Here is a 25,471-nt window from a genome sequence, read left to right on the forward strand (position 1 = left end):
ATGCTGCGCTTTGCCATAGCCCTGCTGCTGCTCGCCAACGCGGGCTACTACGGCTGGAGCGCCGGGCTGCTGGCGCCCTGGGGCTGGGCACCGCAGCAGGAGGGCGAGCCTCAGCGCCTGCAGCAGCAGATCGCGCCGCAGTCCCTGCAACTGCTGGGCCCCGGCACACCGAGCCCCGCTCCGGCGCCAGCACCTGCAACTCCCGCCGTCAGCCCGGCAGCTCCCGCACCGACGACCGACAGCGCCGCCGCCGAGCCGACATCCGAGACACCCCAATGCCTGCAGGCGGGGCCGCTGGAGGCTGCGCGCGTGGCAGATATCAGGGCATCGCTTTCGACGCTGCCCGAAGGCAGTTGGCTGCTGGAGGCCAATGAAATCCCCGGGCGCTGGATGGTCTACATGGGCCGATTTGCCGATGAGGACGCACTGGCAAAGAAGCGCACCGAGCTGCGTGCGCTGAAAGTCGCGTTCGATCGCCCCGGTGCGGCGCTGGAGCCCGGCCTGTCGCTCGGGCGCTTTGCAACGCAGGAGGCAGCGCAGCGCGGACAGGCCGATCTGGCCAGCCACGGCATCCGCACCGCGCGCGTGGTACAGGAGCGCGCGCCGCAAACCAGGTACCTGCTGCGCCTGCCCGCAAGCACGGCGGCGCTGCGCGCGCAGCTGGACGCCTTGCACATCACCTGGGGCGACACGCCGCTGCAGCCCTGCGCGTAGTGCGCCGTCCGGTCATGGCGGCGGACTGGCGGCAACGCTCGCAAGCCCCGACGTGAAGCGCACGGTAAAGCGCACGCCCGGCTCCGCCTGGCCCGGGGCCAGTGCGGCGATCTGCACCTGTGCCCCATGCTGGCGGGCGATTTCGCGCACGATGGACAGACCCAGCCCCGAGCCATCCACCTGGGTGCCGAGCGCACGGTAGAAGGGCTCGAACACGCGCTCGCGTTCCACCGGCGCAATGCCCGGGCCGGAGTTGTCCACCTGCAGCATCAGCACCTGGCCAAAGGGGTCGGTGATCACGCGCGCGGTGACCACCCCCGGCGCCTGCGCCGAAGACGGCGTGTAGTGCAAGGCGTTGTCCAGCAGGTTGCGCACCAGCTCGGAGAGCAGGGTGGCATTGCCGCGCAGTACGGCGCCGAGGCTGCCTGCCGGCGCACCGTCGTAGCCCAGGTCGATATGCCGCTGCAAGGCCTGCGGCACGCTGGCATGCACCGCGTCGGTGACGATTTGCGCCAGGTCCACGCTCTGGCGCTGCATCAGCGCCATGCCGCCCTCGGCACGCGCCAGCGCCAACAGCTGGTTGACGGTATGGGTGGCGCGCACCGAGGCGCGGCCGATCTGCTGCAGCGACTGCTTGAGCTCATCGGCGCTGCCGCCCTGACGCTGCGCGAGGTCGGCCTGCATGCGCAGACCGGCCAGCGGCGTCTTCAGCTGGTGCGCCGCATCCGCCAGAAAGCGCTTTTGCGTCGCCACGGATTCATGCAGGCGGTCGAGCAGGTGGTTGACCGAATCAACGAGCGGCGCCACCTCGATCGGCACCGCCTTGTCGTCCAGCGGCGAAAGATCGCCGGGCTTGCGCCGGCGGATGCGCTCTTCAAGTTGGTGCAGCGGCTTGATGCCACGGGTGAGCGCCAGCCAGACCAGCAGCAGCGCCAGCGGCAGCACGAAGAGCTGGGGCAGCAGCACGCCCTTGATGATGTCGGTGGCCAGCAGGCTGCGCTTGTTGCGCGTCTCGGCCACCTGCACCAGCGCCGGCGCGTTGCCGATCTGCGGCAGATGCATCCAGATATAGGCGGCGCGCAGCTTGGCGCCGTGCAATTCGGCATTCGTCAGCCGCACCTGATCGCTGGCGGGAACATCGTCCGGCGGCGGCAGGGGCAGATCGGCCTCACCCGCCAGCAACGCGCCGCTGGGCGCGAGCACCTGAAAATACACCACGTCCGACTCATCGGCGCGCAGCACACCGCTGGCGGACTGCGCCTGGTCAAAACGCACCAGCCCGTCCTGCACCGTCAGCAGTTCGGCCAGCGCGTAGGCGTTGTATTCCAGCGTGCGATCAAACGGCTTGTCCGCCAGATCCTGCGCCACGAACCAGGTCAGCGCCAGGCTGATGGGCCACAGCAACAGCAGCGGCGTGAGCATCCAATCGAGGATCTCGCCAAACAGGGAGCGCTGCTCGTGCCGCATTTTTGGTCTAATTGGCCGTCAGCGCCCGCCACGCAAGCGATGAATGCTTTCGTTTCAATAGCGTCACTGGGCGATTTTCTGCAGGCAATAGCCCAGGCCACGCACCGTGGCGATGCGGATCGGGCCCTGCTCTATCTTCTTGCGCAGCCGGTGCACATAGACCTCGATCGCGTTGTTGCTGACCTCCTCGCCCCAGCCGCACAAATGCTCCACCAGCTGGTCTTTCGACACCATGCGCCCGGCGCGCTGCAGCAGCACCTCCAGCAATCCAAGCTCGCGCCCCGACAGTTCCACGGCCATGCCGTCGATGCTGGCGGTGCGCCCCACCGGGTCGTAGGTGAGCGGCCCGTGGCGCAGCAGATTGGTGGTGGTGCCCAGGCCCCGGCGCGTGAGCGCACGCACGCGCGCTTCCAGCTCCTGCAGCGAAAACGGCTTGGCCATGTAGTCATCGGCGCCCAGGTCCAGCCCGCGCACGCGCTCCTCGACGCTGTCGGCAGCGGTGAGCACCAGCACCGGCAGGGCGCTGCCGCGTGCGCGCAGACGCTTCAAGACCTCCAGCCCATGCATGCGCGGCAGACCCAGGTCCAGGATCAAAAGATCAAACTCATGGTTGGTGAGCAGCGCCGCATCGGCCTCGCTGCCGTTGTCCACATGGTCGGCCACCGCGCCCGAGCCGCGCAGCGAGCGCAGGATGGCGTCCGCGAGAACCTGGTCGTCTTCGGCGATGAGGATGCGCATGCCACGGGTCTCCTGAGGTTGAACGGTGGGTACGCACTGTCTCGCGCGCTCTGCAAAGCCCGGCCGCTGCTGAAATTTTAGGCGACGCTGAACAAGTCCCTGCGATGGCGTGCGCCCAAGCTGGGGGTGGGCTGCGAGGCGCAAACCGCAGCGATAGCTGGAGCTATCGCGAGGATTTGCAACGCTGCAGACCGCCGCAGGGTGGGATGCACGACGCGTGAGGGGCTTGTTCAGCGTTGCCTTAGCCGATGGCTCCCGCACCGTAGACCTCCAGCCCCAGCATCACGACGGTGGCAATCTCTTGGCCGACTTCGGCGCGAAACTCCGCCTCGGCCTGCGCCACGCTGGTGCGAAAGGCCTCCAGCCAGGCCAAGCCCGTTGCGGTGAAGCGCACGGTGCGCGCGCGCGCGTCGTGCGGATCGGCCTCGCGCGTGACCAGGCCCCAGGCTTCGCACTGCGCCACCAGGTCGGCCATGGCCTGCTTGCTCATGCCCGCACGCTCGGCCAGGTCGGTGAGCCGATCGCCCGCGAGCGACAGATGGCGGGTGATGTGCACATGCGCCGCGCCCACCTTGTCGCGTGCCGCAAGGTGAGAGAGCGCCAGCGGCACGCCCACGTCGCGCGCCATCAGCTGCAGCACGCGCGCGTCAAAGCGCCGCATCGCATGGCCGAGCAGCCGGCCCAGATGCGTCTGGCGCCAGCGGTCATCCTGATGCTCCGAAATGATCATCCCCGCATTGTCAGGCAAACTGACCAATAAATACATGAATTTTGCAGAACAAGGCCTTAAACTACTGTCAACGCATCCAGTATTTCACCCTTTCAAGGAGCCTCTCATGGACACCGCCGTCAAGACCACCCCTGCCCAAACCGAGAAGGCCAAGGCCCTGGCCGCCGCGCTGGCGCAGATCGAAAAGCAGTTCGGCAAGGGCACCATCATGCGTCTCGGCGAAGGCGAGGCGATCGAGGACATCCAGGTCGTCTCCACCGGCTCGCTGGGGCTGGACATCGCCCTGGGCGTCGGCGGCCTGCCGCGCGGCAGAGTGGTCGAGATCTACGGGCCGGAATCGTCGGGCAAGACCACGCTCACGCTGCAGGTCATCGCCGAGATGCAAAAGCAAGGCGGCACCTGCGCCTTCATCGATGCCGAGCACGCGCTCGATACCAGCTACGCGCAAAAGCTGGGCGTCAACGTCAACGACATCCTGATCAGCCAGCCCGACACCGGCGAGCAGGCGCTGGAGATCGTCGATTCGCTCGTGCGTTCAGGCGCCGTGGACCTCATCGTCGTGGACTCGGTCGCCGCGCTGGTGCCCAAGGCCGAAATCGAAGGCGAGATGGGCGACAGCCTGCCCGGCCTGCAGGCGCGCTTGATGAGCCAGGCGCTGCGCAAGCTCACCGCCACCATCAAGAAGACCAACTGCATGGTGATCTTCATCAACCAGATCCGCATGAAGATCGGCGTGATGTTCGGCAGCCCCGAGACGACCACCGGCGGCAACGCGCTCAAGTTCTACGCCTCGGTGCGCCTGGATATCCGGCGCATCGGCACGATCAAGAAGGGCGACAACGCCATCGGCAACGAAACCAAGGTCAAGGTCGTGAAGAACAAGGTCAGCCCGCCGTTCAAGACGGCCGAGTTCGACATCCTGTTTGGCGAGGGCATCTCGCGCGAGGGCGAGATCATCGACATGGGCGTGAACGCGCGCATCCTGGAAAAGAGCGGCGCCTGGTACGCCTACAACGGCGAGAAGATCGGCCAGGGGCGCGACAACGCGCGCGAATTCCTGCGCGAGAACCCGCAGCTCGCCCACGAGATCGAGAACAAGGTGCGCGAAGGCCTGGGCATTGCGCTGCTGCCGCCGGTCGCTGGCGCCAAGGAAGAAAAAGCCGGCAAGGATGCGGCAGCCGACGACCAGTGAGCGCCGGACGGCGGCAATCGGTGAGAGGCGATCGACAAAAGCACTGTCGCTTTTAACCAAAATGACTCGTTCCGCCCGTCCATGAAGCGCAGGCAGCTCTTGTTTTGATACCACGCACCGCCCCAAGCCTCAAGGCCCGCGCCCTCGGGTTGCTGGCCCGTCGCGAGCACTCGCGCCACGAACTTGCCGCCAAGCTCACGCGCCACCTGCAGGAGGGCGACGACCTGCGGGCGCTGCTCGACGCGCTGCAGGCGAGCGGCCTGTTGAGCGACGAACGCGCCGCCGCCTCGGTGGTGCATCGCCGGGCGCCTCTGCTGGGCACGCAGCGCGTGGCGCAGGAGCTGCGCCGCAAGGGCCTTTCCGAAGCACTGGTGCGCGCCAGCACCACCGCGCTGGCGGATACGGAGCTTCAGCGCGCCCGGGCCGTATGGCACAAACGCTTTGGCGGCGAGGTCGCCACCAGCCCGCAAGAGCGCGCGCGCCAGATGCGGTTTCTCGCCGCGCGTGGATTTTCCGGGGAAGTGGTGCGCCGGGTGGTGCGGGGGCGCGGCGGCGCCGACGACGATCAGGAACTCTGATCGCCAGGCATAGCCTGCGATGGCCGTGCCATCTCCAGCTGCATCTGCACCATGTTGACCAGCGCACTCACCGTGGGCCTGCGCGTCTCGATCACATAGCTCGCGCATTCGCGGTACAGCGGATCGCGCGTGGCGTAGATCTCGCGCAGACGCTCCTGTGGGTCGCGTGTGCCGTCGCATGCAGGTAGAACACCGGGGCGCAATGGGCGCGCAGCAGCGTACGGTTGGCCTCGGCCAGCACCACGCCACCGCCGGTGGAGAGCACCATCGCGCCGCCTTCGTGCGCCAGCTCGGTCAGCAACTGTGTCTCGCGCTCGCGAAACGCCGCCTCTCCATGGGCATCAAAGAAGGCGCGCACGGTGCAGCCGAACAGCTGCTCCAGGCGCTGATCCATGTCGACGAACGCCCAGTCAAGCCGCCTGGCCAGGTGACGGCCGACGGTTGATTTGCCCGAACCGGGCATGCCCACCAAGGTGCAACGCAGCGGCGCCAAAAATCTTCTCCCGAAAACTCGCCAGTGTACGAGCGACTAGACCGGATTTTTTATACTCGCCGGATGTCCACACCACACCAGGCCAGCGGCCTCCAGGGGCCTTGGCGCCGGGTGATCTACGTCACCATCTATGAAATCATCGCCATCGTCGCATCGGGCCTGATGTTCGTGCTCATCGGCCAGCAGCCGCAGGAATCCGGTGTCATGGCAGTGGCGGCATCGGCGGTCGCCGTGGGCTGGAACGTCACCTTCAACAGCGCCTTCGAGTGGTGGGAAGCGCGCCAGACGGTCAAGGGCCGCTCCATCGCGCGGCGCGCGGCGCACGCCATCGGTTTTGAAGGGGGCCTGGCCTTGATCCTGGTGCCGCTGATGGCCTGGTGGTTTGGCGTGAGTCTGTGGGAGGCACTGGTGATGGAGGCGGCACTGATGGTGTTCTTCCTCGTCTACACCTATGTCTTCAACTGGGTGTTCGACCACTTTTTCGGGCTACCGGCTTCGGCGCAGGTGGGCGCTTGAGCACGCCGCCCAGCAGCGCGTCTATGCACTGGGCGACGACTTCATTCTCCGGGTACTGACCCCCGGGTTGGTACCAGCGGCCGATCCAGCTCAGGCCGCCGGCAATCACGAAGGCCATGATCTTGGGGTCGCAGGGTGCGATCGAGCCGTCCTCGACGCCCTGCGTGACCAGGCGCCTGAATGCCAGGTCGATTTCGCTTTTCATGCGCCGCAGCTCGGTGCGGCTGGGCTCGGGCACCTCCTCGTCGCCGACGCGGATCAGACACATGCCGAAAGGCTGGACCACGATCTCGGCATAGACCTGCATGCAGGCGCGCAACTGGTCGAGCGCGTTGCCGCCCGCCTGGCGCGAAGCCTCGATGCCCTCCAGCGTCATGTGCAGCCCCTTCTGCACGCAGGCCAGCAGGATTTCGTCCTTGTTCTTGACGTAGTAGTACAGCGTCGGCTTGCTCACATGCAGGTGGGCGGCAATGTCGTCGAGCGAGGTGGCGTGAAAGCCGCGTTCGTTGAACAGCTGCGCCGCCGTGGTGAGCACCGCGTTGCGCTTGGCTTCGCGCTGCTGCTGGCGCTGCGACGGCCGGGCCCACGGTGACGGCTGCGCTCGCGGGCGTCGCGACGGGCGTGGGGCGGGCATGGGCGCTTGGTCGGACAAAGAAGTGGCCATGGCGTTTCCTGGACCGGGTGCGGGTAAATCCGGATGCTGCGATCGCGTCTTCTTGTCAAAAATCTACTTTCCAGTAACAAGTTTACGCACAAGTAGCCCTTTTGGGACGCGAACAAACCCTTAGACCCGCCGCCATGCCCGAAGCCCAGGCAGACGCCCCACACGACGCCGCGCCACTGCTGCAGGTGCAGGGCGTGACGCTGGCCTTCGGCGGCGTGCGCGCGCTCACGGACGTGGGCTTTGCGGTGGCGCCCGGCTCGATCACGGCGGTGATCGGCCCCAACGGCGCGGGCAAGACCTCGCTGTTCAACACCATCTCGGGTTTTTACCGGCCGGCTGAGGGCAGCATCCGCTTCAAGGGCCAGGAGATCACGCGCATCCCCGCGCCCAAGCGCGCCAGGATGGGGCTGGGGCGCAGCTTCCAGAACATCGCCCTGTTTCGCGGCATGACGGTGCTCGACAACATCAAGCTCGGCCGCCACGCGCACCTCAAGACCAACGTGCTGGATGCCTTGCTCTACGTCGGTCGCGCGCGCCGCGAGGAGGCCGAACTGCGCCGCGAGATCGAGGAACGCATCATCGACTTCCTGGAAATCGATCACATCCGCCACGCACCGGTCGCGGCGCTGTCCTACGGCCTGCAAAAGCGCGTCGAGATGGCGCGGGCGCTGGCGATGCAGCCCGAAATATTGATGCTCGACGAGCCCGTGGCCGGCATGAACCGCGAGGAGACCGAGGACATGGCGCGCTTCATCCTGGACGTGCGTGCCGAATGGGGTGTGACGGTGCTGATGGTGGAGCACGACATGGGCATGGTGATGGACCTGTCCGACCATGTGGTGGTGCTCAACTTCGGCCAGGTCATCGCGCAGGGCACGCCGGCCGTGGTGCAGGCCGACCCCGAGGTGGCGCGCGCCTACCTGGGCGCGGGTGATGTGCAGGCGCTGCGGCGCAAGCTGCGCGCGGTCGGCGTCGCCGGGCGGAAGGCAGCCTGATGGACTGGGGCTACCTGTTCGAGATCGGCCTGACCGGCATCGCCAGCGGCGGGCTGTACGCGCTGGCGGCGCTGGCCTTCGTGATGGTCTACAAGGCCACGCGGGTGGTGAACCTGGCCATTGGCGAGATGCTGATGGCCGGCGGCTACCTGTTCTTTACCTTCGCCGCCATGTGGGCGCTGCCGCTGTGGCTGGCCATTCCGGCGGCGGTGCTGGCCTGCGGCGTGCTGGGCGCGGTGATCGAGCGCAGCATGATCCGCCCGCTGCTGGGTGAGCCGCCGATCTCGGCCTTCATGGTCACCATCGGGCTGGGCTCGGTGCTGGTCGGGCTGGTCGAGATCATCTGGAGCGCCGATCAGCGCCGCCTGCCCGACTTCATGCCCAGCAAGCCGATCATGATCGGCGAGGCCTTTCTCGCGCCCAAGGTGGCCTGGGGCGCGGTGATTGCCATCGTGTTCATCGCCGCCGTGCTGCTGGTGTTTCGCTACTGGCGCGGCGGCGTGGCGCTGCGCGCCACCGCCAGCGACCAGGCCGCCGCCTACGCGGTCGGCATCAACGTGCCGCGCGTGTTTTCTCTGTCGTGGGTGGTATCGGCCATGCTGGCGGCGGTGTCCGGCATCATCGTCGGCTCGATCGGCGGCATCTCGTCGTCGATGGGCGTGTTCGGCCTTTCGGTGCTGGTCGTCGTCATCGTCGGCGGACTCGACAGTGTGCTCGGCGCGCTCGTCGCCGGACTGCTGGTGGGGCTGGTCGAAGGCCTGGCCGCAGCCTATCTGGGTGGTGAGTACAAGCTGCTAGCCACCTTCATTGTGCTCGTCGTCATTCTGATGCTGCGGCCCTACGGCTTGTTCGGCACGCACGAAATCGAGAGGCTCTGATGCGCATCGGTACGCTCAAGCAGGACTACGTCGCTGACGCGGCGCTGTTCGATTCACGCACGCAGCACGCATGGCTGGGCATCGCGGCGGTGCTGCTGGTGGCGTTTCCGTTCGCCGCCAACGACTACTGGCTGTACATGGCCTGCCTGGTGGCCATCAACGTGGCCAGCAGCGCCGGGCTCAACATCCTGACCGGCTACACCGGCCTGGTCAGCCTGGGGCAGGCCGCCTTCATGGGCCTGGGCGCCTACACCGTCGCCATCCTGCAACTGCGCTGGGGCACGCCGCTGGCGCTGAACCTGCTGGCCGCCGGCGTGGTGGCGATGCTGGGCGGCATCATCGTCGGTGTGCCGTCGCTGCGCGTGAAGGGCTTGTATCTGGCCATCGTGACGATTGCCGCCACTTTCATCGCGCACTTTCTGTTCGCCAACTTCGACTTCACCGGCGGCACGACCGGACTGTCGATGCGCCCGGCGCGCGTGTTCGACGTCGATCTGGACACCTCGTTTCGCCTGTACTGGCTGATCGTGCCGGTCACGGTGCTGATGCTGCTGGGCGCCGCCAACCTGTTTCGCACGCGCATCGGGCGCGCCTTCATCGCCATCCGTGACCGCGACATCTCGGCCGAGGTGCTGGGCATTCCGCTGCTGCAGTACAAGCTGCTGTCGTTCGGCCTGTCGTCGTTCTACGCCGGGGTGGCGGGCGGGCTGTTCGCCTACTTCTTTCGCGTCATCACGCCCGAGAGTTTTCCATTGTCGATGTCGATCTTCTTTCTGGCCGCCATCATCGTCGGCGGCATGGGCTCGACACTGGGCTCGATCCTGGGCGCGGTGTTCATGACGCTGGTGCCCGAGCTGCTCAAGTTCGTCGTCGATCTGCTGCCCGGCGGCGCCGAGCTCACCGTCTTTCTTGCGCCCGTGCGCCTGGTCGTGTTCGGCGCGCTCATCATCGTTTTTCTGGTGTTCGAGCCGCTGGGGCTCGCAGAAATGTGGCGGCGCACGCGCCGATTCTTTCACCTGTGGCCCTTCCGCAATTGAGCAGTGCCACGCGCAATCACCCACCCCCCAAGGAGACTGTCATGGCCCATCGCCCCATTTCCACCCGTCGCCGCTCGCTCATGCTGGGGGCTGCCGCCAGCGGCGTGGCGGCGCTCACGCAGCCGTTGTCCGTGCTGGCGCAAGATGCCGAGGAGATCGTCATCGGCGGCTCCATCCCCATGACCGGGGTGTTCGCGTTTGCCGGCGTCGGCATCAACGACGGCTTTCAAGACTACGTCAAGATCATCAACGACGCGGGCGGCATCAAGGGCCGCAAGGTCAAGTACGTGCCCGAGGACACCGCCTACAAGGTCGATGCCTCGGTCGCGGCCTTCAAGAAGATCACCAGTCAGAACAAGGTCAACGTCTATTACGGCGACTCCACCGGTTTCGCCAAGACCATCAACCCCGAGCTCGATCGCAATGGCGCCATCCTGATGGCGGGCGCCTCGTTTGCGAGTGAGCTCAACGACCCCAAGAAGTACCCGCACCAGTTCCTGGTCGGTCCCGACTACACCGAGATGTTCGGCATCCTGCTCAAGCACATCGCCAAGGAGAAGCCGGGCGCCAAGGTGGCCTTCGTCTATTCCGACTCCGAGTTCGGGCGTGACCCGATCGAAAAGAGCGAGGCCGCGGCCAAGGCGCTGGGCCTGTCGGTGCCCATCAAGATCATGACGGCCGCGGGCAGCGTCGATGTTTCCACCGAAGTCATCAAGCTGCGCCGCGCCGCGCCCGACTACACCATCTTTCACGGCTACATCCTCGCGCCCATCAACGAGTTCATCTCGCAGGGCAAGCAGCAGGGAATGGCCACCAAGTGGATGGGCACCTTCTGGACCATGGACAGCTCCACCGTCATGAAGATGGGCCCCGACGGCGACGGCTTCATGGGCGTGATGCCCTACCGCTACTACTACGACACCGAAAAAGCGCCCCTGCTCGAGAAGATCCGCGCCATGCGCCCGCAGTACCAGAGCACCGCCTACACGCAGGGCATGCTGGCCGCCATGCTGTTCCTCGAATCGGTCAAGCGCTGTCTGGACGGTGGCAAGCCTTTGAGTGGCGACAACATGAAGGCCGCGCTCAACTCCATCCGCGACTTCGACACCGGCGGCCTGATCGGCGTGCCGATCAGCATTCCAGGCAACTCGATTCCGGTGGGCCGCGTGTACCAGGCCGACATGAAGGCGCAAAAGATGGTCGCGGTCTCGGATTGGATCAAGCTCTGAAAGGAGTTGGGCGTTGAGGGTTGAGCGTTCAGCGTGAAGACCTGCATGCGTGCCCCCTCGCTCAACGCCCAACGCTGAACGCTCAACCCTGCAAGCCATGTCAGAACCGTCGCCCAACCACGTCCTCGAAGTCAACAACATCGAGGTCGTCTACAACAAGGTGGTGCAGGCGCTGCGCGGCCTGTCGCTGGCCGTGCCGCGCGGCGAGATCGTGGCGCTCTTGGGCAGCAACGGCGCGGGCAAGAGCACGACGCTGAAGGCGATCTCCAATTTGTTGCCGCTTGAGGACGGCGCGCTGGAATCGGGCAGCATACGTTTCGACGGCGGCGACACCGCGCGGCTGGCACCGCAGCAACTGGTGCGCCACGGCCTGTCGCACGTGATGGAAGGGCGCCAAGTCTTCGAGGACCTGACTGTCGAGGAAAACCTGGTCGCATCCACCTACGCGCTCACCGGGCGCAGCGGCGCCTCCAAGCCCGACTTCGACAGTGTGTACGCCTACTTTCCGCGCCTGTTTGAGCGGCGCAAGGGCCTGGCGGGCTACCTCTCGGGCGGCGAGCAGCAGATGCTGGCCATCGGCCGCGCGCTGATCGCGCAGCCCACGCTGATGCTGCTGGACGAGCCCTCGCTGGGCCTGTCGCCCATGCTCACCGAAGACATTTTCACCATCATCGCGCGCATCAACGCCGAGCGCGGCACGTCCATGCTGCTGGTCGAGCAGAACGCCACCGTGGCGCTCGCCGTGGCGCACCGCGGCTACATCATGGAAAACGGCAAGATCGTGATCGACGGCACGGCCGAGCGCCTGGCCAGCGACGCCGATGTGCGCGAGTTTTACCTCGGCATGGGCGGCAGTGGCGAAGCCCGCAGCTTCAAGGAGCTCAAGCATTACAAGCGGCGCAAGAGGTGGCTGTCGTGAACCTGCCCGAACTGACCCTGCCGCAGATGCTGCGCGAACGCGCCCGCAGCGATGCGCGGCGCGTGGCCATTCGCCAAAAGGACTTCGGCATCTGGAAGCCGGTGACCTGGGCCGACTACCACCAGCGCGCCTGCCACGTGGCCCGGGGGCTGGCGGCGCTGGGCCTGGGCGCCGGCGGACACCTGGGCGTGCTGTCCGAAAATCGCATCGAATGGGTGCTGGCGCAGATGGGCGCCGCGCTGATGGGGGCCGTCACCGTCGGCGTGTACCCGACCAGCCCATCGGCCGAGGTCGCCTACGTGGTCGGCCACGCCGACGTGGACATCATGGTCTGTGAAGACCAGGAGCAGACCGACAAGGTGCTCGAAGCGCTCGATCAACTACCGCGCCTGAAGAAAATCATCGTCATCGAAACCAAGGGCCTGCGCAGCTTCACACCCGCGCAACGCGCGGTGATCGCGACCTTCCAGGAGGTTGAGCAGCTTGGCCGTGAAAGCAACAACTCGCAGCTGATCGACGATGCGCTGGCGCGCCAGCACCTGGACGACATCGGCCTGATGATCTACACCTCGGGCTCCACCGGCAAGCCCAAGGGCGCGATGATTTCGTGGCGCAACATGCGCGCGGTGGTGCCGGGCATCGTCGAGAGGATGCAGCTGCACCCGGGCGCCACGCACCTGTCCTACCTGCCGCTGTGCCACGTGGCCGAGCAGATGCTGACCACCTTCACGCCCATCTACCTGGGCTCGACGGTGAACTTCGGCGAATCGATCCGCACCGTGCAGGAGGACTTGCGCGAGGTCGCGCCGACCATGTTCCTGGGTGTGCCGCGCATTTGGGAGAAGCTGCATGCCTCCATCCTCATCAAGATGCAGGAAACCGGCGCGCTGCGCCAGCGGCTGTTTGCCTGGGCGATGCGCGCCTGCGCGCCGCTGGCCGAGAAGCCGCGTGCAACCTGGAGCCTGGCCGAACGGGCACGCTTTGCGTTGGCGTACTGGACGATCTTTCGCGCGCTGCAAAACTTCATCGGCCTGCGCGCGGCCACCGTGGCGCTCACCGGCGCCGCACCGATCGCGCCCGACGTGGTGCGCTTTTTTCGCACGCTGGGCGTGCCGCTGATCGAGGTCTACGGCCTGACCGAATCCAGCGGCATGGTCACCGGCCATCGGCTGGATGACGTGGTGATCGGCACCGTGGGTCCGGCCACGGTCGGGGTGCAATACCGGTTGGGTGACAGCGGCGAGTTGCAGCTGCGAGGCGACATGGTCTTCGTCGGCTACTACAAGAGCCCCGAGGCCACGGCGCAAAGCATCGTGGATGGCTGGCTGCACACCGGCGACGTGGTGCGCGAGGTGCAGGGCCAGATCAAGATCGTCGATCGCCTCAAGGACATCATGATCACTGCCGGTGGCAAGAACATCACTCCCTCGGAGATCGAAAACGCGATGAAGGCCAGCCCCTTCATCAAGGAGTGCATCGTGATCGCCGACGGGCGGCGCTTTGTCTCGGCGCTGGTGCAGATCGAATTCGACACTGTCGCCAAATGGGCCGAGGCGCGGCGCCTGGCCTTCACGCACTTTCGCTCGCTGGTCGAGCTGCCCGAGGTGCAGCAGCTCATCCATGAAGAAATTGACAAGGGCAACGCCAGACTGGCGCAGGTCGAGCAGATTCGCAAACACCATTTGCTGACCAAGGAGCTCGATCACGACGATGGCGAAGTGACCGCTACCATGAAGGTGCGCCGTGCGAGCATCTACAAGACCTATGCCACGGAGATCGAGGCGCTCTATTGATTCACCATGAAAACAGGCTGTAGCGTTTGATGGCAAATCGCTGACAGCTATCGTTGAAGGAGTACCATGCCCGATACCACACCCCTGATCGTCGCGCGCGACGGCGCCGTCGTGACGCTGCAATTCAACCGCCCCGAATCGCTGAACGCGCTCGACGTTCCCACGGCGCAGGCCTTTCTCGCGGCGATGCGCGCCATCGCGACCGATGGCAGCGTGCGCGCCGTCGTTCTCAAGGGTAGCGGGCGTGCCTTCATCGCCGGGGGCGATCTTGCCGCGATGAGTGCCGCGCCGCGCCAGACCGTCGCCGAATTGCTTGGCACCATCAACGAGGCGGTGCTGCTGATGCAGCGCATCGACGCGCCCATCATCGCGCAGGTGCATGGCGTCGCCGCCGGTGGCGGCCTGTCGCTGATGCTGATGTGCGACTTCGTACTGGTGGCCGAGAAGACGCGCTTCAACCTCGCCTACATCAAGCTCGGCGCCAATTGCGACGTCGGCGCTTCCTGGTCGCTGCCGCGCCTCGTCGGGCTGCGCAAGGCGCTCGAGATCGCTCTGCTGAGCGAGGATTTCGACGCCGACGAAGCGCTGCGCCTGGGGCTGATCAACCGCGTCGTGCCGGCGCTGGAACTCGAAGCCACGGTGAATGCACTGGCGCAGCGCCTTGCCAGCGGACCGACGACGGCCTACGGCCACATGCGCAGGCTGATGCGCGCGAGTCAGGATACCGATCTGGCCAACGCGTTGCAGGCCGAGGCACGCGGTTTCGACGCCTGCACGCAGACCGCCGACCTGCCCGAAGGCATCGCCGCCTTTCTGGCCAAGCGCGCGCCTCGATTCACCGGGCATTGATCCCGCGCTCACAATCTGCGCGACACTTCACCGGCGCGCCGCGCACACCATTCACACTGCAAGGAACCTGCCATGACTACCCGCGAAGTCTTCGTCGTCAGCACCGCCCGCACCGCCGTCGGCGGCTTTGGCGGCTCTCTCAAGGACATCCCCAACACGCAACTGGCCACCAGCGTGGTCAAGGCCGCAATCGAGCGCGCCGGGGTCGATCCCAAGGCCGTGGGCCATGTGGTAATCGGCAACGTCATTCCCACTGACGTGCGTGATGCCTACCTCTCGCGCGTGGCCGCGATCGATGCCGGTTGCCCCATCGAGACGCCCGCGTTCAACGTCAACCGCCTGTGCGGCTCGGGCCTGCAAGCCATCGTCTCGGCAGCGCAGGCGATTCAATTGGGCGACTGCGACGTCGCCGTGGGCGGCGGCTCGGAATCCATGAGCCGCGGGCCCTTCTTTGACACCGCCGCGCGCTGGGGCACGCGCATGGGCGACGCCAAGCTGATCGACTACATGATAGGCATCCTGCACGACCCGTGGCAAAAACTGCACATGGGCGTGACGGCAGAGAACGTCGCCGAGCGCTACAAGATCAGCCGCGAGATGCAGGACCAACTGGCGGCAGAGAGCCACCGCCGCGCCGTCGCCGCGATCGCCGCCGGATATTTCAAGGAACAGATCGTCCCCATCGAGATCAAGACGCGCAAGGGCGTGGTGGTCTTCGACACCGACGAGCACCCGCGCGCCGACACCACGCTGACCACGCTCTCGGGCATGAAGCCGGTGTTCAAGAAGGAAGGCGGCACTGTCACCGCGGGCAATGCCTCGGGCATCAACGACGGCGCGGGCGCCGTGGTGCTGGTGGGCGGCGACCGGGTGCAGGCCCTGAACGTGAAGCCACTGGCGCGCCTGGTGGGCTACGCGCACGCCGGGGTGGATCCGGCCTACATGGGCATCGGCCCGGTGCCTGCGACGCAAAAAGTTCTGCAACGCACCGGTCTAAAACTCGCCGACATCGACGTGATCGAGGCCAACGAAGCCTTCGCCGCTCAAGCCTGCGCCGTGGCTCAGGAACTGGGCATGGACCCCGCCAAGGTCAACCCCAACGGCTCGGGCATCTCGCTCGGCCACCCGGTGGGCGCTACGGGCGCGATCATCACCACCAAGGCGATTGCCGAGCTGCACCGCACCAAAGGGCGCTACGCGCTGGTGACCATGTGCATCGGCGGCGGGCAGGGCATTGCCGCGATCTTCGAGCGCGTGTAAACGCAGGCGCGGCCATGACCGCGATCCCTGCCGAACTCCTCGCCGCCTACCGGGAAACCGAATACCGCGTGGGCGGCGACGCACCCTTCATCCTGCGCATCAACCAAGCCAGCCCGCTGCTGCGGCAACTGCACTCGCGTCACGGCGTCACCTCCAGCGCGTTCATCACGGCGGCCAATCCACGAAGTCAGCCCTGTACCTTGGCCTTCAATACCGAACGCCAGCAGCAACTGGCGGCCGAGCTGCGCCGACTTCATCTGCTCTTCATCGAAGGCGAGGGCACGCACCCCAGCAATGGCTGGCCGCCGGAACCCAGTTTCCTGGTACTGGGACTGACACGTGCCACGGCCGAACGGCTGGGCCATCGGTGGGCGCAAAACGCCATCGTTGTCTGCGCCGAAGACACAATTCCGCAACTGCTCCTCCTGACCTGTGGACAACCTGGCTGAAAACGGGGGACAAGACGCTGGTTATCCACAGGCCAGGCGCAGGACACCGATTTGTCCCCATGAGCAGCTCCGAACCCGACCACTGTCAAAACCCGGTTATCCATGCAAGCAAACCTTTGAAATTCAACAGAAAAATCAACTTTTCCTACGTTTCACGGGCAGGCTATTACTACCACTATTCTTTTAAGAACTCTTTGTATTCAATGCTGGTAGCAGGCATATGTGCAAACACCGTGGCGCCTGCGGTCATGAACGCAACATGACATAACCCACCACGATCGCCGCCACAAGCCCCACCGCATCGGCCAGCAGCGCACAGATAAGCGCGTGGCGCGTGTGCCTGACACCCACGCTGCCAAAGTACACCGCAAGCACGTAGAAGGTGGTTTCCGTCGAGCCCTGAATGATGCTGGCCAGGCGCCCGACGAAGGAATCGACGCCGTGGGTTTGCAGCACGTCGATCATCAGCCCGCGCGCACCGGCGCCGGAGAGCACCTTCATCAGCCCCACGGGCAGGGCGGGCAGAAAATCGGTGGGCAGGCCCAATGCACTCACGGCGCGGCCGAGCAGGCCAAGGAGGGCGTCCATGCTGCCCGAGGCGCGAAACACGGCGATGGCCACGAGAATGGCGACGAGGTAGGGCACGATCTGCACCGCCACGTCAAAGCCCTGGCGCGCGCCGTCGATGAAGGCGTCATACACATTGATCCGCCGCCACACGCCCGCCAGCAGGAACAGAACGACGATGGCCAAGATCACGCCCGCGCCGGTGGTGCCGGCGATGCGCGCTGCCTGCTCGGCGGGCAGGTGCGCCAGCAGTGCCACGCTGCCCAGCAGCGCGCCCGCCACCGCCAACACCGGCAGCAGCAGGCGGGGGCGCCACAGCGGCAAGCGCTGAGCCACGGCGACGGCGAGCACGCCGGCGAGCAGCGCGATGAAGGTGACGATGAGCGTCGGCAGGAAGATGTCAGCCGCGTTGAAGCCGCTGGTGAGGCCCTGCTGCAGCGCCACGCTCTGGCGGATTGCGATCACCGAGGTGGGAATCAGCGTGAGGCCGGCGGTGTTCATCACGACGAACATGATTTGCGCGTTGCTGGCGCTGCCCTCGCTCTCGCGGTTGAGCGTTTGCAGCTCCTTCATGGCGGTGAGGCCCAGCGGCGTGGCTGCGTTGTCCAGTCCGAGCAGATTGGCCGAGATGTTGAGCGTCATCGCGCCCTGCGCCGGGTGGCCCTTGGGCACTTCGGGAAACAGGCGCCGGAGGGCGGGCTGAGCCAGGCGTGCCAGCAGCTGCACCATGCCGGCCTGCTCGCCCACGCGCATCAGCCCGAGCCACAGCGCCATGATGCCGGCCAGGCCGAGCGATATCTCGAAGCCCGAGCGCGCACCATCGAACATGGCGGTGAGCAATTGCTGGAAGATGGCTGCGTCGCCCAGCAGCCAGCGCACGCAGGCGACGAGGAACGCGATGAGGAAGAAGCCAACCCAGACCGCGTTCAATGCCATGGCGTCAGGCGCTGGCCGTTTCGCCGCCCAGGGCGGCCAGGAGTTCGGGCAGAAGGCCTTTGAGCTCGCCGGTGACGAGGGCCACGTCGGCATCGAAATCATCGCCGCTGCGCTGGCGTTCCTGCTGCTCGGTTTCCAGCAGCGCGATGCGGCGCAGCTGCAGCCCCTCTGTCAAGACAAAACTCACGCGGCCTTGCCAGGTCATGGCCAGACGCGTGGGCAGCTTACCGGCGCGCACATGCTCGGGCACCTCGGCAATATCGAGCGGGTGGCGGGCGTAACGCACCACGGCTTTTTCCGCATCGCCGGATTTGAGCTCGCATTCGTTGTCTATGGTGAAGCCCGCCGGCGCCTGCTGTTCCAGCAGCCAGGCGCTCATCGCCGTCTGGGGGCTGGTCTGGGTATCCACCAGGTGGACGGAAAAACCGGAAAGGGCTTCCACGAGGGCGGTGGTGATGGCATCGGCACGCGTCTGGTTGCTGCTGCCTATCGCCAGCCAACCGGCTTCAGGGTCTATCCAGACATCGCTGCTGCTGCGCTGGGTGAAGGCTTGGGGCAACAGATCCAGGCGCGCCTCGTCCTTCAGGTCGCGCCGCTCCCTGCGTCCGGGCGTGCGGCCGCTTTCGGCGCTGATCTGCTGCACTTTTTCTTCCACGCGGCGGGCCAGCACGGCGGCAGGCAGCACGCGCTTTTCCGTCTGCCATGTAAGCACCCATTGACCGCCAACGCTTTCGACCAGCAGACCATGTTCCTGGCGGCGTGGCGCGGTCCAGCCGCCGGACTGTTCCTGCGTTGCGCCGCAGGCTACGAAGGGTGTGGCGGCGAGAGCGGATTCGAGCGCGGAGAGATCCGGTTTCCAGCCGGTGGCAATGCGGTAGAGGATGAGGTTCTTGAACACGAAATTCCTGAATTGATAGCTGTTGGCGATTTACCAGCCTGCGTTAGCTTCGCTTTTTAATCGAATATCAAGCGCTGGCGCGTGCGCTCGCAACGCAAGTGCATGCAACTTTACACAGTTGAAGCAGCGGCTCATGTGAGCGATACATCGCCCGTCCACACTGCAGCCATCGTCAACAACCCGGGAAAGGAACCCGACCATGATGAAAACCCGAACCACCATGACCGTTGCCATCGCCGCCAGTTTGCTCGCCTGGGGCGGGCTCAACGCCATCGCCGCGCCCGCAGCCGATGCGCCGGCGGATGCGGTACAGGCACCTGCAGCGCAGCAGCGCATGCACGGCAGGCACATGAACCCGGAGCAATGGCAGCAGCGCCATGCGCAGCGGGCCGAGCAGCTCAAGCAAAAGCTGCAGTTGACCGATGCCCAGCTGCCTGCCTGGGATACGTTCCAGAAAGCGATGCAACCCCCAGCCCATGCGCGCCTGGATCGCGCCGAGCTGCAAAAGCTGAGCACGCCCGAGCGCATCGACCGCATGCGTGCGCTGCGCGAGCAGCGCGCGGCGGCGGCGGACCAGCGCGGCGCGGCGGTGAAAACCTTTTATGCCGCACTGATGCCGGAACAGCAGAAGGTGTTTGATGCGCAGGGCATGCACCAGCGGCGCGAACGCGGCATGCATGGCCATGGCGGAATGCACCACGGCAGCAAGGGCACTCCAGCACCGTCCGCTTCCTGAATCCGCACAGGCACCGGGTCGACAGGGAATCTTTTAGACTGTCATTCATTTGATAGCTGAAGACCCTGTCCCCCCATGTCAACCCCATCGGTTTTGTTTGCGAGTTTTTTGTCGGCCGTTTCACTCGGTGCCGTCGCGCAACCTGGGGCGCAGGCGCCTTCGGTCTATATCCAGTCGGGCGTTGCCAATGGAGGCATCCATATCGCGACACTGGGCGGCACGCTGCCCTGGGGCGATTGGCAAAAACCGCTAGGCAGTGGCCTGCTGACGGGTCATTGGGATGCTTACCTGAGCCATTGGCGCTACAACGGCGTGAATCGCAACAACCTGGTGCTGCTGGGTTTGACGCCGACCTTGCGCTGGACGCCCGACGGCGGTGCGTCGCCGTGGTTTTTTCAGGGCGGGATAGGCGTGACGCTGTCCAACCACCTCTATCACAGCAGTGAGCACCAGTTCAGCACTGCATTCAACTTTGCGTCCCATATCGGCGTTGGCTTGCGCTGGGGCGAGCAGCGCCGGCACGAGGTGTTGCTGAGCCTGCAACATATCTCCAATGCGCGCATCAAGTCGCCCAACCCCGGGCGCAACCTGGTGCACCTGCGCTACGCGCTGCACTGGTAGTCAGGGTCTGCGAAACGTCGCCACCTGGCGCGACCAGTAGGGCCCGTCAAGGCTGTCCAGCCGCACCGTGCCGCCCGTCGAAGGCGCATGCACAAAGCGGTTGTTGCCGACATAGATGCCGGCATGGGTCGGCACTGCGCTGCCAAACAACACCAGGTCGCCGGTACGCAGTTCGCTGCGCGGCAGCGGCGCGCCGTAGCGGCTCAGCTGCGCGACGGTGCGCGGCGGTGGCGTGTCGGTCTCACCACGGTAGACATAGCCGATCAGGCCGCTGCAGTCAAAACCGCCTTCGGGGGTGTTGCCGCCATAGCGGTAGGGTGTGCCTACCAGTCCGAGCGCGTGGATGGCGACATTGCTGGCCTGGCCATCGGACAGGCGCGAAGGCACATCGATCATTGAGCCCTGCCCTGGTTGTTTGGGTGCAAAACCGCAGGCGCCCAGGATCAGGACCGCTGCAATGCAGGTGATGGCAGTACAGGCGTGGCGGAGCATGGCGGGTGCAATGGTGCAGCAGTGACGGCGTTGGCGCAATCAGCCCTGGATGCGGCTGCCCCAGTCTTCCACGGTGCCGGTGCTCAGGCGGTGCTCTACAAACGTTTTCCATCGCTCGGGCAGCGGCAGGCGTGTGAGTTCGCGCAGTTGCTGCACATCGAGCATCCGGTGGTAGAGAAGCTGCAGCACGCGAGTCAGTGGCCATTGGGGCCAGGGGCGCTCTACCAGCACGATGGCATCGCCCGCCTGCAGGCTGCCGGGCTCCAGCACACGGTAGTACCAGCCGGTACGGCCGCTGTCCTGCACGCGCCTTGCCATGCCGGGCTGGCCGAAGCGGGCGTTGAGCTTCCAGCACGGTTGCCGGCTTTGGCTGACTTCCAGCAGCACACTGCCGATGCGCAGCTGGTCGCCCCAGCAGATATCCGCCTCTGTCACGCCGGTACTGGAAAGATTCTCGCCAAAGGCCGCGGGCTCACGCAGCACCGGCAAATCGCCCAACTCCGCATGCCAGGCGGCATAGTGTTCGTAGGCGTAGTGGTGCACCGCTTTCTCGGGCCCGCCATGCGAGCGAGGATTTCCCTGTTCATCGCCCTGCAATCCGAGTGTGCCGACCGCGACCGGCCCCTGCACCGGCTGTTTGGCAATGGCGCTCTGGCCTCCCGGGCTGCCATCGAGCCGCGCAAACGGCACGGCGGCGCAGCGCTGCACGGCGCGGATCAGGCCTAAGGGCGATGCGGACATGGTGGCGACTGAAAAGAGGCTGGCAGGGCCAATGGTAGCTGCCCCCCGGGCCGTTCTCAGACTGCGTGCCACAATGCCCGGCTGTTCCCTTGCAGCTCTCGCCATCTCTTCATGGAACCCGTCATTGCCAAGCTGGCGCAGCAGTTCGAGCTGCCGCTGCAAAGCCCGATCCTGATTTTTTCGCTGATCCTGTTCATCATTCTGGCCGCTCCGGTGCTGCTGGAGAAAGTGCGCACGCCGGACATCATCGGGCTCATCCTGGCCGGCATCCTGATCGGGCCGCATGGCTTCAACATTCTGGAAAAAAGCCTTTTTGTCGATGTCTTCTCGACCATAGGCCTGCTTTACATCATGTTTCTCGCGGGGTTGGAGCTCAACCTGATCGAGTTCAAGGCCAATGCCAACCGCAGCGTCGTGTTCGGCATCGCCACGTTCGCGATTCCCTTTGGCATCGGTTATCCGGTCTGCCACTACCTGCTGGGCATGGATGTCTGGGCCAGCCTGCTGATCGCCAGCATCTTCGCAACGCACACGCTGGTGACCTATCCCATAGCGAGCAAGTACGGTGTGACCAAGGACCCGAGCGTGGCCATCACGGTCGGCGGAACCATCCTGACCGACACCGGCGTGCTGGTGGTGCTGGCGATGATTCTTGGTGCGCGCAGCGGCGGACTGACGAGCGAATTCTGGATGCGTCTGGTGGTCTCGCTGCTGGTGTTCATCGCCTTCATGGCGCTGGTGGTGCCTTGGCTGGCCAAACGGTTCTTCGAACGCCAGGCGGACAAGAAGCACTCGCACTACATCTTCGTGCTGGCGATTGTCTTTCTCTCTGCCTTCCTCTCGGAGGTGGCGGGGCTGGAGCCCATCATCGGAGCGTTTGCGGCAGGGCTGGCGCTGAACCGGCAGATTCCGAATTCCTCGGCGCTGATGAACCGCATCGAGTACATCGGCAATTCGCTCTTCATCCCGTTCTTCCTCATCAGCGTTGGCATGATCGTGAACGTGCGCGTGGTGTTCGACGGGTTCACGGTGCTGTTGATCGCGCTGGCGCTGACGGTCACCGCGTTTGCCGGCAAGTACCTTGCCGCCGAGTTCACGCAGAAGGTGTTTCACCTCAAGCGCGAACAGCGCGATCTGATCTTCGGGCTCAGTTCGGCGCATGCCGCTGCCACGCTGGCGGTGGTGATCGTCGGCTACCGCGCGGGTATCGTCGACGATAGGGTCATCAATGCCATCATCGTGATCATCCTTGCCTCCTGCGTGATCGCCTCCATCGTGACGGAAAAGGCGGCGCGCACGCTTGAAGCGAACACCGAGACCGCCCAGGATGTGGCGCGCAATGGCAACCAGAGCGATGAGCAGATCCTGATCCCACTCTCGGAAACCACGGAGTTCGAGAACCTGGTGCGCCTGGCCGTCTTGATCCGCGAGAAAAAATCCAGCTACCCGCTGGCCGTGGTGTCGGTGGTGCCCAATACGGATGAAGCGGAAGACAACATGGCCCTGGCGCGCGAGATGCTGGAGGAGGTACGCTTTGAGGCGAGTGCGGCGGATGTGGAGCTCAAGGTGATGGCGACCATAGACCAGCACCCGGGAACCGGCATCGGCCGCACGGCACGCGAGATTGGCGCCGACCTGATCCTCATGGGCTGGCCGCAGCAGACCGGCTTCATCGCCGGTTTCATCGGCAACAAGTTCGGCAGCGTGCTCTACCAGACACGCAAGACCGTGTTGCTGTGCCATCTGGATGCACCGATCGCCAAATACACCGGCATCTTCGTCATCCTGCCGCCGCTGGCGGAAAGTTCGGAACATTTCGACCTGTACTGGCGCAAGATTGCCAAGCTTGCAACAGAGCATTCGGCGCCAGTGCACCTCAATGGCACCAACAGCGCACACCAAGCGGTCAAGGAAAGCCTCAAGCGGCAGAAACTGTCCGTCACGCTCGACCTCAACGAGTTGAGCGACTGGGACGACTTTTTCATTGTGTTCCGTCGCATGTCCGACTCCGACCTGCTGATCCTGGTGTCGGCGCGCGAGGGTGAGCTAGCGCACACGCCGTATCTGGACCAGCTGCCGCTCAAGCTGGAAAAGCATTTCCCCGGGCTGAACAAGATACTGGTGTATCCCTGATGGCAGCCCGGGGCTTGACCTTGTCACAATGTCAAGGCAGATGATTGCGGCATCACTGTGAATCTTGACTGGAGATGGAACCATGCAATACCAATTCGATGTGAAAGGCATGACCTGCGGCCACTGCGAACGCGCCGTGGTGCATGCGGTGCGCGAAGTGGATACGGAGGCGGTTGTCAAAGTGGACCTGCCCAGCGGGCGCGTGGAGGTGCAAAGCGACAAGTCGCGCGACGCGATTGCCAACGCCATCCGCGAGGAGGGCTACGAGGTCGCTGCGTGACGCAAGCCGCTGCCGGGCGCTGGCCCGTGGTGATTGGCGAGGCGGCAGCGCGCTCGCATGAGTCGGCGCGAATGATCCGGTATTACGAATCGCTCGGCCTGCTGCCCAGGGTGGCGCGCACGGAAAGTGGCTATCGCCTCTACACCGAGGCGGATGTGCATACGCTGCGCTTCATCCGCCGCGCGCGCGATCTGGGGTTTTCGATGCCGGAGATCGAGGCGCTGCTCGGCCTGTGGCAGGACCGCAGCCGGGCGAGCAGCCAAGTCAAACGCATCGCCGAGCGCCACATGATGGATCTGGAGCAGCGCATTAGCGCAATGCAGGACATGCGCCGCAGCCTGCAGGCGCTGGTGCACTGCTGCCAGGGCGACGACCGACCGGAATGTCCGATTCTGGATGAGTTGGCGTCTGAAAAAAAAGAAGTTCAGTCACCCAATGCCGGGTAGTCGGTATAGCCCTTGGCGCTGCCGCCATAGAACGTCGCCTTGTCCCAGGCGTTCAGCGCTGCACCACGCCTGAACCGCTCGGCCAGATCGGGATTGGCGATGGCGTCTTTGCCGAAGGCAACGATGTCGGCATGCCCGCTTGCGACAGCTTCCAGTGCCATTGCGCGCGTGTAGCCGTTGTTCACCATCCAGGCGCCGCGCCCGCCGGCGTTGCGGTAGGCGGCCTTGAAGGCGGCGTAATCAAAGGGTTGGTCTTCGATGGTGCGCGGCCCGCCGGTCGCGCCTTCGATGACATGGATATAGGCCAGGTTCAGCGGCGCGAGTGCCTGCAGCAGCAACTCGAACAGCGGCTGAGGGTGGCTCTCGTGAATTCCGTTGGCCGGGGTGACAGGCGAGAGCCGGATGCCCGCGCGGGCGCCGCCCACCGCATCCACCACGGCTCGCACCACTTCCACGGCAAACCGGATGCGGTTGTGCGGGCTCCCGCCGTAATCGTCGCTGCGCTGGTTGCTGCCATCCTTGAGAAACTGGTCGATCAGGTAGCCGTTGGCACCATGCAGCTCCACACCGTCAAAGCCGGCCACGTGCACGGCGTCGCGTGCGGCTTGTGCGAAGGATGCAATGATGGCGGGCAGCTCTTCGCGCTGCAGGGCCCGGGGTGCGGAGGTGGTGGCAAACTGACCGGCGCCCGTCTGCGGGTCAACGATGTAGGTGCGTGAATGCGCGGGGATTGCCGAAGGCGCCACCGGGTCGGCGCCGTCGGCCTGCAGCGAAACATGCGAGACCCTGCCCACATGCCAGAGTTGCGTCACGATGCAGCCGCCCCGCGCGTGCACGGCGTCGGTCACTTGCCGCCAGCCCGCGAGCTGCTCTGCGCTGTACAGGCCCGGCACATGCGCATAGCCTTGGCCTTGCTGGCTGATGGCCGTGCCCTCGGTGATGATGAGGCCGTTGCCGGCGCGCTGGCGGTAGTACTCGGCATTCATCGCCGTCGGCACGGCGCCAGGAGAGCGGTTGCGCGTGCACGGCGCGACGGCGACGCGGTTGGTGAGGTGCAGCTCGCCGGCCTGCAACGGATCAAAAAGTGTCGTCATGCTTGTATTGGTTTCACGTGAAACAC

Annotated in this window: 27 protein-coding genes and 1 pseudogene; 18 read left to right on the forward strand and 10 right to left on the reverse strand. The window is 65.3% G+C overall.

What is annotated here, in order from left to right; translation table 11 throughout:
• Positions 1-714, forward strand: a complete 714-nt coding sequence (locus ABS45_RS04200; RefSeq protein WP_291553346.1) for an SPOR domain-containing protein — start codon at positions 1-3, stop codon at positions 712-714.
• Positions 715-726: 12 nt separating this feature from the next.
• Here the strand turns inward: ABS45_RS04200 and ABS45_RS04205 are convergent, their stop codons facing one another.
• The 3 genes from ABS45_RS04205 to ABS45_RS04215 form a co-directional block, all read right to left on the reverse strand.
• Positions 727-2,181 (reverse strand): sensor histidine kinase, encoded by a 1,455-nt coding sequence (locus ABS45_RS04205; protein ID WP_291553348.1) that lies wholly within the window; start codon positions 2,179-2,181, stop codon positions 727-729.
• Between the two features lie 63 nt (positions 2,182-2,244).
• Positions 2,245-2,919, reverse strand: coding sequence for a response regulator transcription factor (locus tag ABS45_RS04210; RefSeq protein ID WP_291553349.1), 675 nt, complete (start codon positions 2,917-2,919; stop codon positions 2,245-2,247).
• 241 nt (positions 2,920-3,160) lie between these two features.
• A complete protein-coding gene (locus ABS45_RS04215; protein ID WP_291553351.1) occupies positions 3,161-3,649 on the reverse strand; it encodes a MarR family transcriptional regulator in 489 nt (162 codons plus the stop codon).
• Between the two features lie 106 nt (positions 3,650-3,755).
• Here ABS45_RS04215 and recA point away from each other — a divergent pair, with 106 nt between their 5' ends.
• Both recA and recX read left to right on the forward strand, forming a co-directional pair.
• Complete coding sequence (gene recA, locus ABS45_RS04220) at positions 3,756-4,841, forward strand: recombinase RecA (RefSeq protein WP_291553352.1); 1,086 nt, start codon at positions 3,756-3,758, stop codon at positions 4,839-4,841.
• A gap of 107 nt (positions 4,842-4,948) precedes the next feature.
• On the forward strand, positions 4,949-5,419 hold the full coding sequence (recX, locus tag ABS45_RS04225; RefSeq protein WP_291553502.1) for a recombination regulator RecX: 471 nt from the start codon (positions 4,949-4,951) through the stop codon (positions 5,417-5,419).
• Here the strand turns inward: recX and ABS45_RS04230 are convergent.
• A pseudogene (locus ABS45_RS04230) lies at positions 5,407-5,882 on the reverse strand (shikimate kinase). The gene recX and the pseudogene ABS45_RS04230 overlap by 13 nt on opposite strands.
• Before the next feature lie 93 nt (positions 5,883-5,975).
• Between ABS45_RS04230 and ABS45_RS04235 the strand changes: the two are divergent.
• Complete coding sequence (locus tag ABS45_RS04235; RefSeq protein ID WP_291553354.1) at positions 5,976-6,428, forward strand: PACE efflux transporter; 453 nt, start codon at positions 5,976-5,978, stop codon at positions 6,426-6,428.
• Here ABS45_RS04235 and ABS45_RS04240 read toward each other — a convergent pair.
• The gene (locus tag ABS45_RS04240; RefSeq protein WP_291553503.1) at positions 6,370-7,062 is read right to left on the reverse strand and encodes a TetR/AcrR family transcriptional regulator; all 693 of its coding nucleotides are present in this window, start codon (positions 7,060-7,062) and stop codon (positions 6,370-6,372) included. The two genes, ABS45_RS04235 and ABS45_RS04240, sit on opposite strands and share 59 nt — an antisense overlap.
• 164 nt (positions 7,063-7,226) lie before the next feature.
• Here ABS45_RS04240 and ABS45_RS04245 point away from each other — a divergent pair, with 164 nt between their 5' ends.
• The 9 genes from ABS45_RS04245 (at position 7,227) to ABS45_RS04285 (ending at position 16,501) form a co-directional block, all read left to right on the forward strand.
• Positions 7,227-8,087, forward strand: coding sequence for an ABC transporter ATP-binding protein (locus ABS45_RS04245; protein ID WP_291553355.1), 861 nt, complete (start codon positions 7,227-7,229; stop codon positions 8,085-8,087).
• Positions 8,087-8,965 (forward strand): branched-chain amino acid ABC transporter permease, encoded by an 879-nt coding sequence (locus ABS45_RS04250; protein ID WP_291553357.1) that lies wholly within the window; start codon positions 8,087-8,089, stop codon positions 8,963-8,965. The genes ABS45_RS04245 and ABS45_RS04250 overlap by 1 nt, the downstream gene beginning before the upstream one ends.
• Positions 8,965-10,002, forward strand: coding sequence for a branched-chain amino acid ABC transporter permease (locus ABS45_RS04255; protein ID WP_291553359.1), 1,038 nt, complete (start codon positions 8,965-8,967; stop codon positions 10,000-10,002). Before ABS45_RS04250 ends, ABS45_RS04255 begins: the two co-directional genes overlap by 1 nt.
• 41 nt (positions 10,003-10,043) lie before the next feature.
• The gene (locus ABS45_RS04260; protein WP_291553361.1) at positions 10,044-11,231 is read left to right on the forward strand and encodes an ABC transporter substrate-binding protein; all 1,188 of its coding nucleotides are present in this window, start codon (positions 10,044-10,046) and stop codon (positions 11,229-11,231) included.
• A 97-nt stretch (positions 11,232-11,328) separates the two neighbouring features.
• A complete protein-coding gene (locus tag ABS45_RS04265) occupies positions 11,329-12,150 on the forward strand; it encodes an ABC transporter ATP-binding protein (RefSeq protein ID WP_291553363.1) in 822 nt (273 codons plus the stop codon).
• A gap of 26 nt (positions 12,151-12,176) precedes the next feature.
• Complete coding sequence (locus ABS45_RS04270; RefSeq protein ID WP_291553504.1) at positions 12,177-13,943, forward strand: AMP-binding protein; 1,767 nt, start codon at positions 12,177-12,179, stop codon at positions 13,941-13,943.
• Positions 13,944-14,009: 66 nt separating this feature from the next.
• Positions 14,010-14,792 (forward strand): enoyl-CoA hydratase-related protein, encoded by a 783-nt coding sequence (locus ABS45_RS04275; RefSeq protein WP_291553365.1) that lies wholly within the window; start codon positions 14,010-14,012, stop codon positions 14,790-14,792.
• Between the two features lie 72 nt (positions 14,793-14,864).
• The gene (locus tag ABS45_RS04280) at positions 14,865-16,052 is read left to right on the forward strand and encodes an acetyl-CoA C-acyltransferase family protein (protein ID WP_291553367.1); all 1,188 of its coding nucleotides are present in this window, start codon (positions 14,865-14,867) and stop codon (positions 16,050-16,052) included.
• Positions 16,053-16,066: 14 nt separating this feature from the next.
• Positions 16,067-16,501, forward strand: coding sequence for a DUF3293 domain-containing protein (locus tag ABS45_RS04285; RefSeq protein ID WP_291553369.1), 435 nt, complete (start codon positions 16,067-16,069; stop codon positions 16,499-16,501).
• 246 nt (positions 16,502-16,747) lie between these two features.
• Here the strand turns inward: ABS45_RS04285 and ABS45_RS04290 are convergent, their stop codons facing one another.
• Positions 16,748-18,004 (reverse strand): spore maturation protein, encoded by a 1,257-nt coding sequence (locus tag ABS45_RS04290; RefSeq protein WP_291553371.1) that lies wholly within the window; start codon positions 18,002-18,004, stop codon positions 16,748-16,750.
• A gap of 4 nt (positions 18,005-18,008) precedes the next feature.
• Positions 18,009-18,902, reverse strand: a complete 894-nt coding sequence (locus ABS45_RS04295; protein WP_291553373.1) for a recombination-associated protein RdgC — start codon at positions 18,900-18,902, stop codon at positions 18,009-18,011.
• 199 nt (positions 18,903-19,101) lie between these two features.
• Between ABS45_RS04295 and ABS45_RS04300 the strand changes: the two genes are divergently transcribed.
• Positions 19,102-19,638 (forward strand): Spy/CpxP family protein refolding chaperone, encoded by a 537-nt coding sequence (locus ABS45_RS04300; RefSeq protein ID WP_291553375.1) that lies wholly within the window; start codon positions 19,102-19,104, stop codon positions 19,636-19,638.
• A gap of 75 nt (positions 19,639-19,713) precedes the next feature.
• Positions 19,714-20,259 (forward strand): acyloxyacyl hydrolase, encoded by a 546-nt coding sequence (locus tag ABS45_RS04305; RefSeq protein WP_291553377.1) that lies wholly within the window; start codon positions 19,714-19,716, stop codon positions 20,257-20,259.
• On the opposite strand, the gene ABS45_RS04310 is transcribed toward ABS45_RS04305, so the two are convergent.
• Both ABS45_RS04310 and ABS45_RS04315 read right to left on the reverse strand, forming a co-directional pair.
• Positions 20,260-20,751: a C40 family peptidase gene (locus ABS45_RS04310; protein ID WP_291553379.1), complete on the reverse strand. Its 492-nt coding sequence runs from the start codon at positions 20,749-20,751 to the stop codon at positions 20,260-20,262.
• Positions 20,752-20,790: 39 nt separating this feature from the next.
• Complete coding sequence (locus tag ABS45_RS04315; protein WP_291553381.1) at positions 20,791-21,492, reverse strand: MOSC domain-containing protein; 702 nt, start codon at positions 21,490-21,492, stop codon at positions 20,791-20,793.
• A 111-nt stretch (positions 21,493-21,603) separates the two neighbouring features.
• On the opposite strand from ABS45_RS04315, the gene ABS45_RS04320 reads away from it, so the two are divergent.
• The 3 genes from ABS45_RS04320 (at position 21,604) to cueR (ending at position 24,351) form a co-directional block, all read left to right on the forward strand.
• Positions 21,604-23,625: a cation:proton antiporter gene (locus tag ABS45_RS04320; protein WP_291553383.1), complete on the forward strand. Its 2,022-nt coding sequence runs from the start codon at positions 21,604-21,606 to the stop codon at positions 23,623-23,625.
• Between the two features lie 82 nt (positions 23,626-23,707).
• Entirely contained in the window at positions 23,708-23,905 is a 198-nt protein-coding gene (locus tag ABS45_RS04325) for a cation transporter (protein ID WP_024538418.1), read from the forward strand.
• On the forward strand, positions 23,902-24,351 hold the full coding sequence (gene cueR, locus ABS45_RS04330; RefSeq protein ID WP_291553387.1) for a Cu(I)-responsive transcriptional regulator: 450 nt from the start codon (positions 23,902-23,904) through the stop codon (positions 24,349-24,351). Before ABS45_RS04325 ends, cueR begins: the two co-directional genes overlap by 4 nt.
• Here cueR and ABS45_RS04335 read toward each other — a convergent pair.
• Positions 24,330-25,445, reverse strand: coding sequence for an alkene reductase (locus ABS45_RS04335; RefSeq protein WP_291553388.1), 1,116 nt, complete (start codon positions 25,443-25,445; stop codon positions 24,330-24,332). The genes cueR and ABS45_RS04335 overlap by 22 nt on opposite strands.
• Positions 25,446-25,471 lie beyond the last annotated feature (26 nt).

It is taken from the genome of Comamonas sp. SCN 65-56 (genome assembly GCF_001724135.1).
Lineage (GTDB): Bacteria > Pseudomonadota > Gammaproteobacteria > Burkholderiales > Burkholderiaceae_C > Comamonas_C.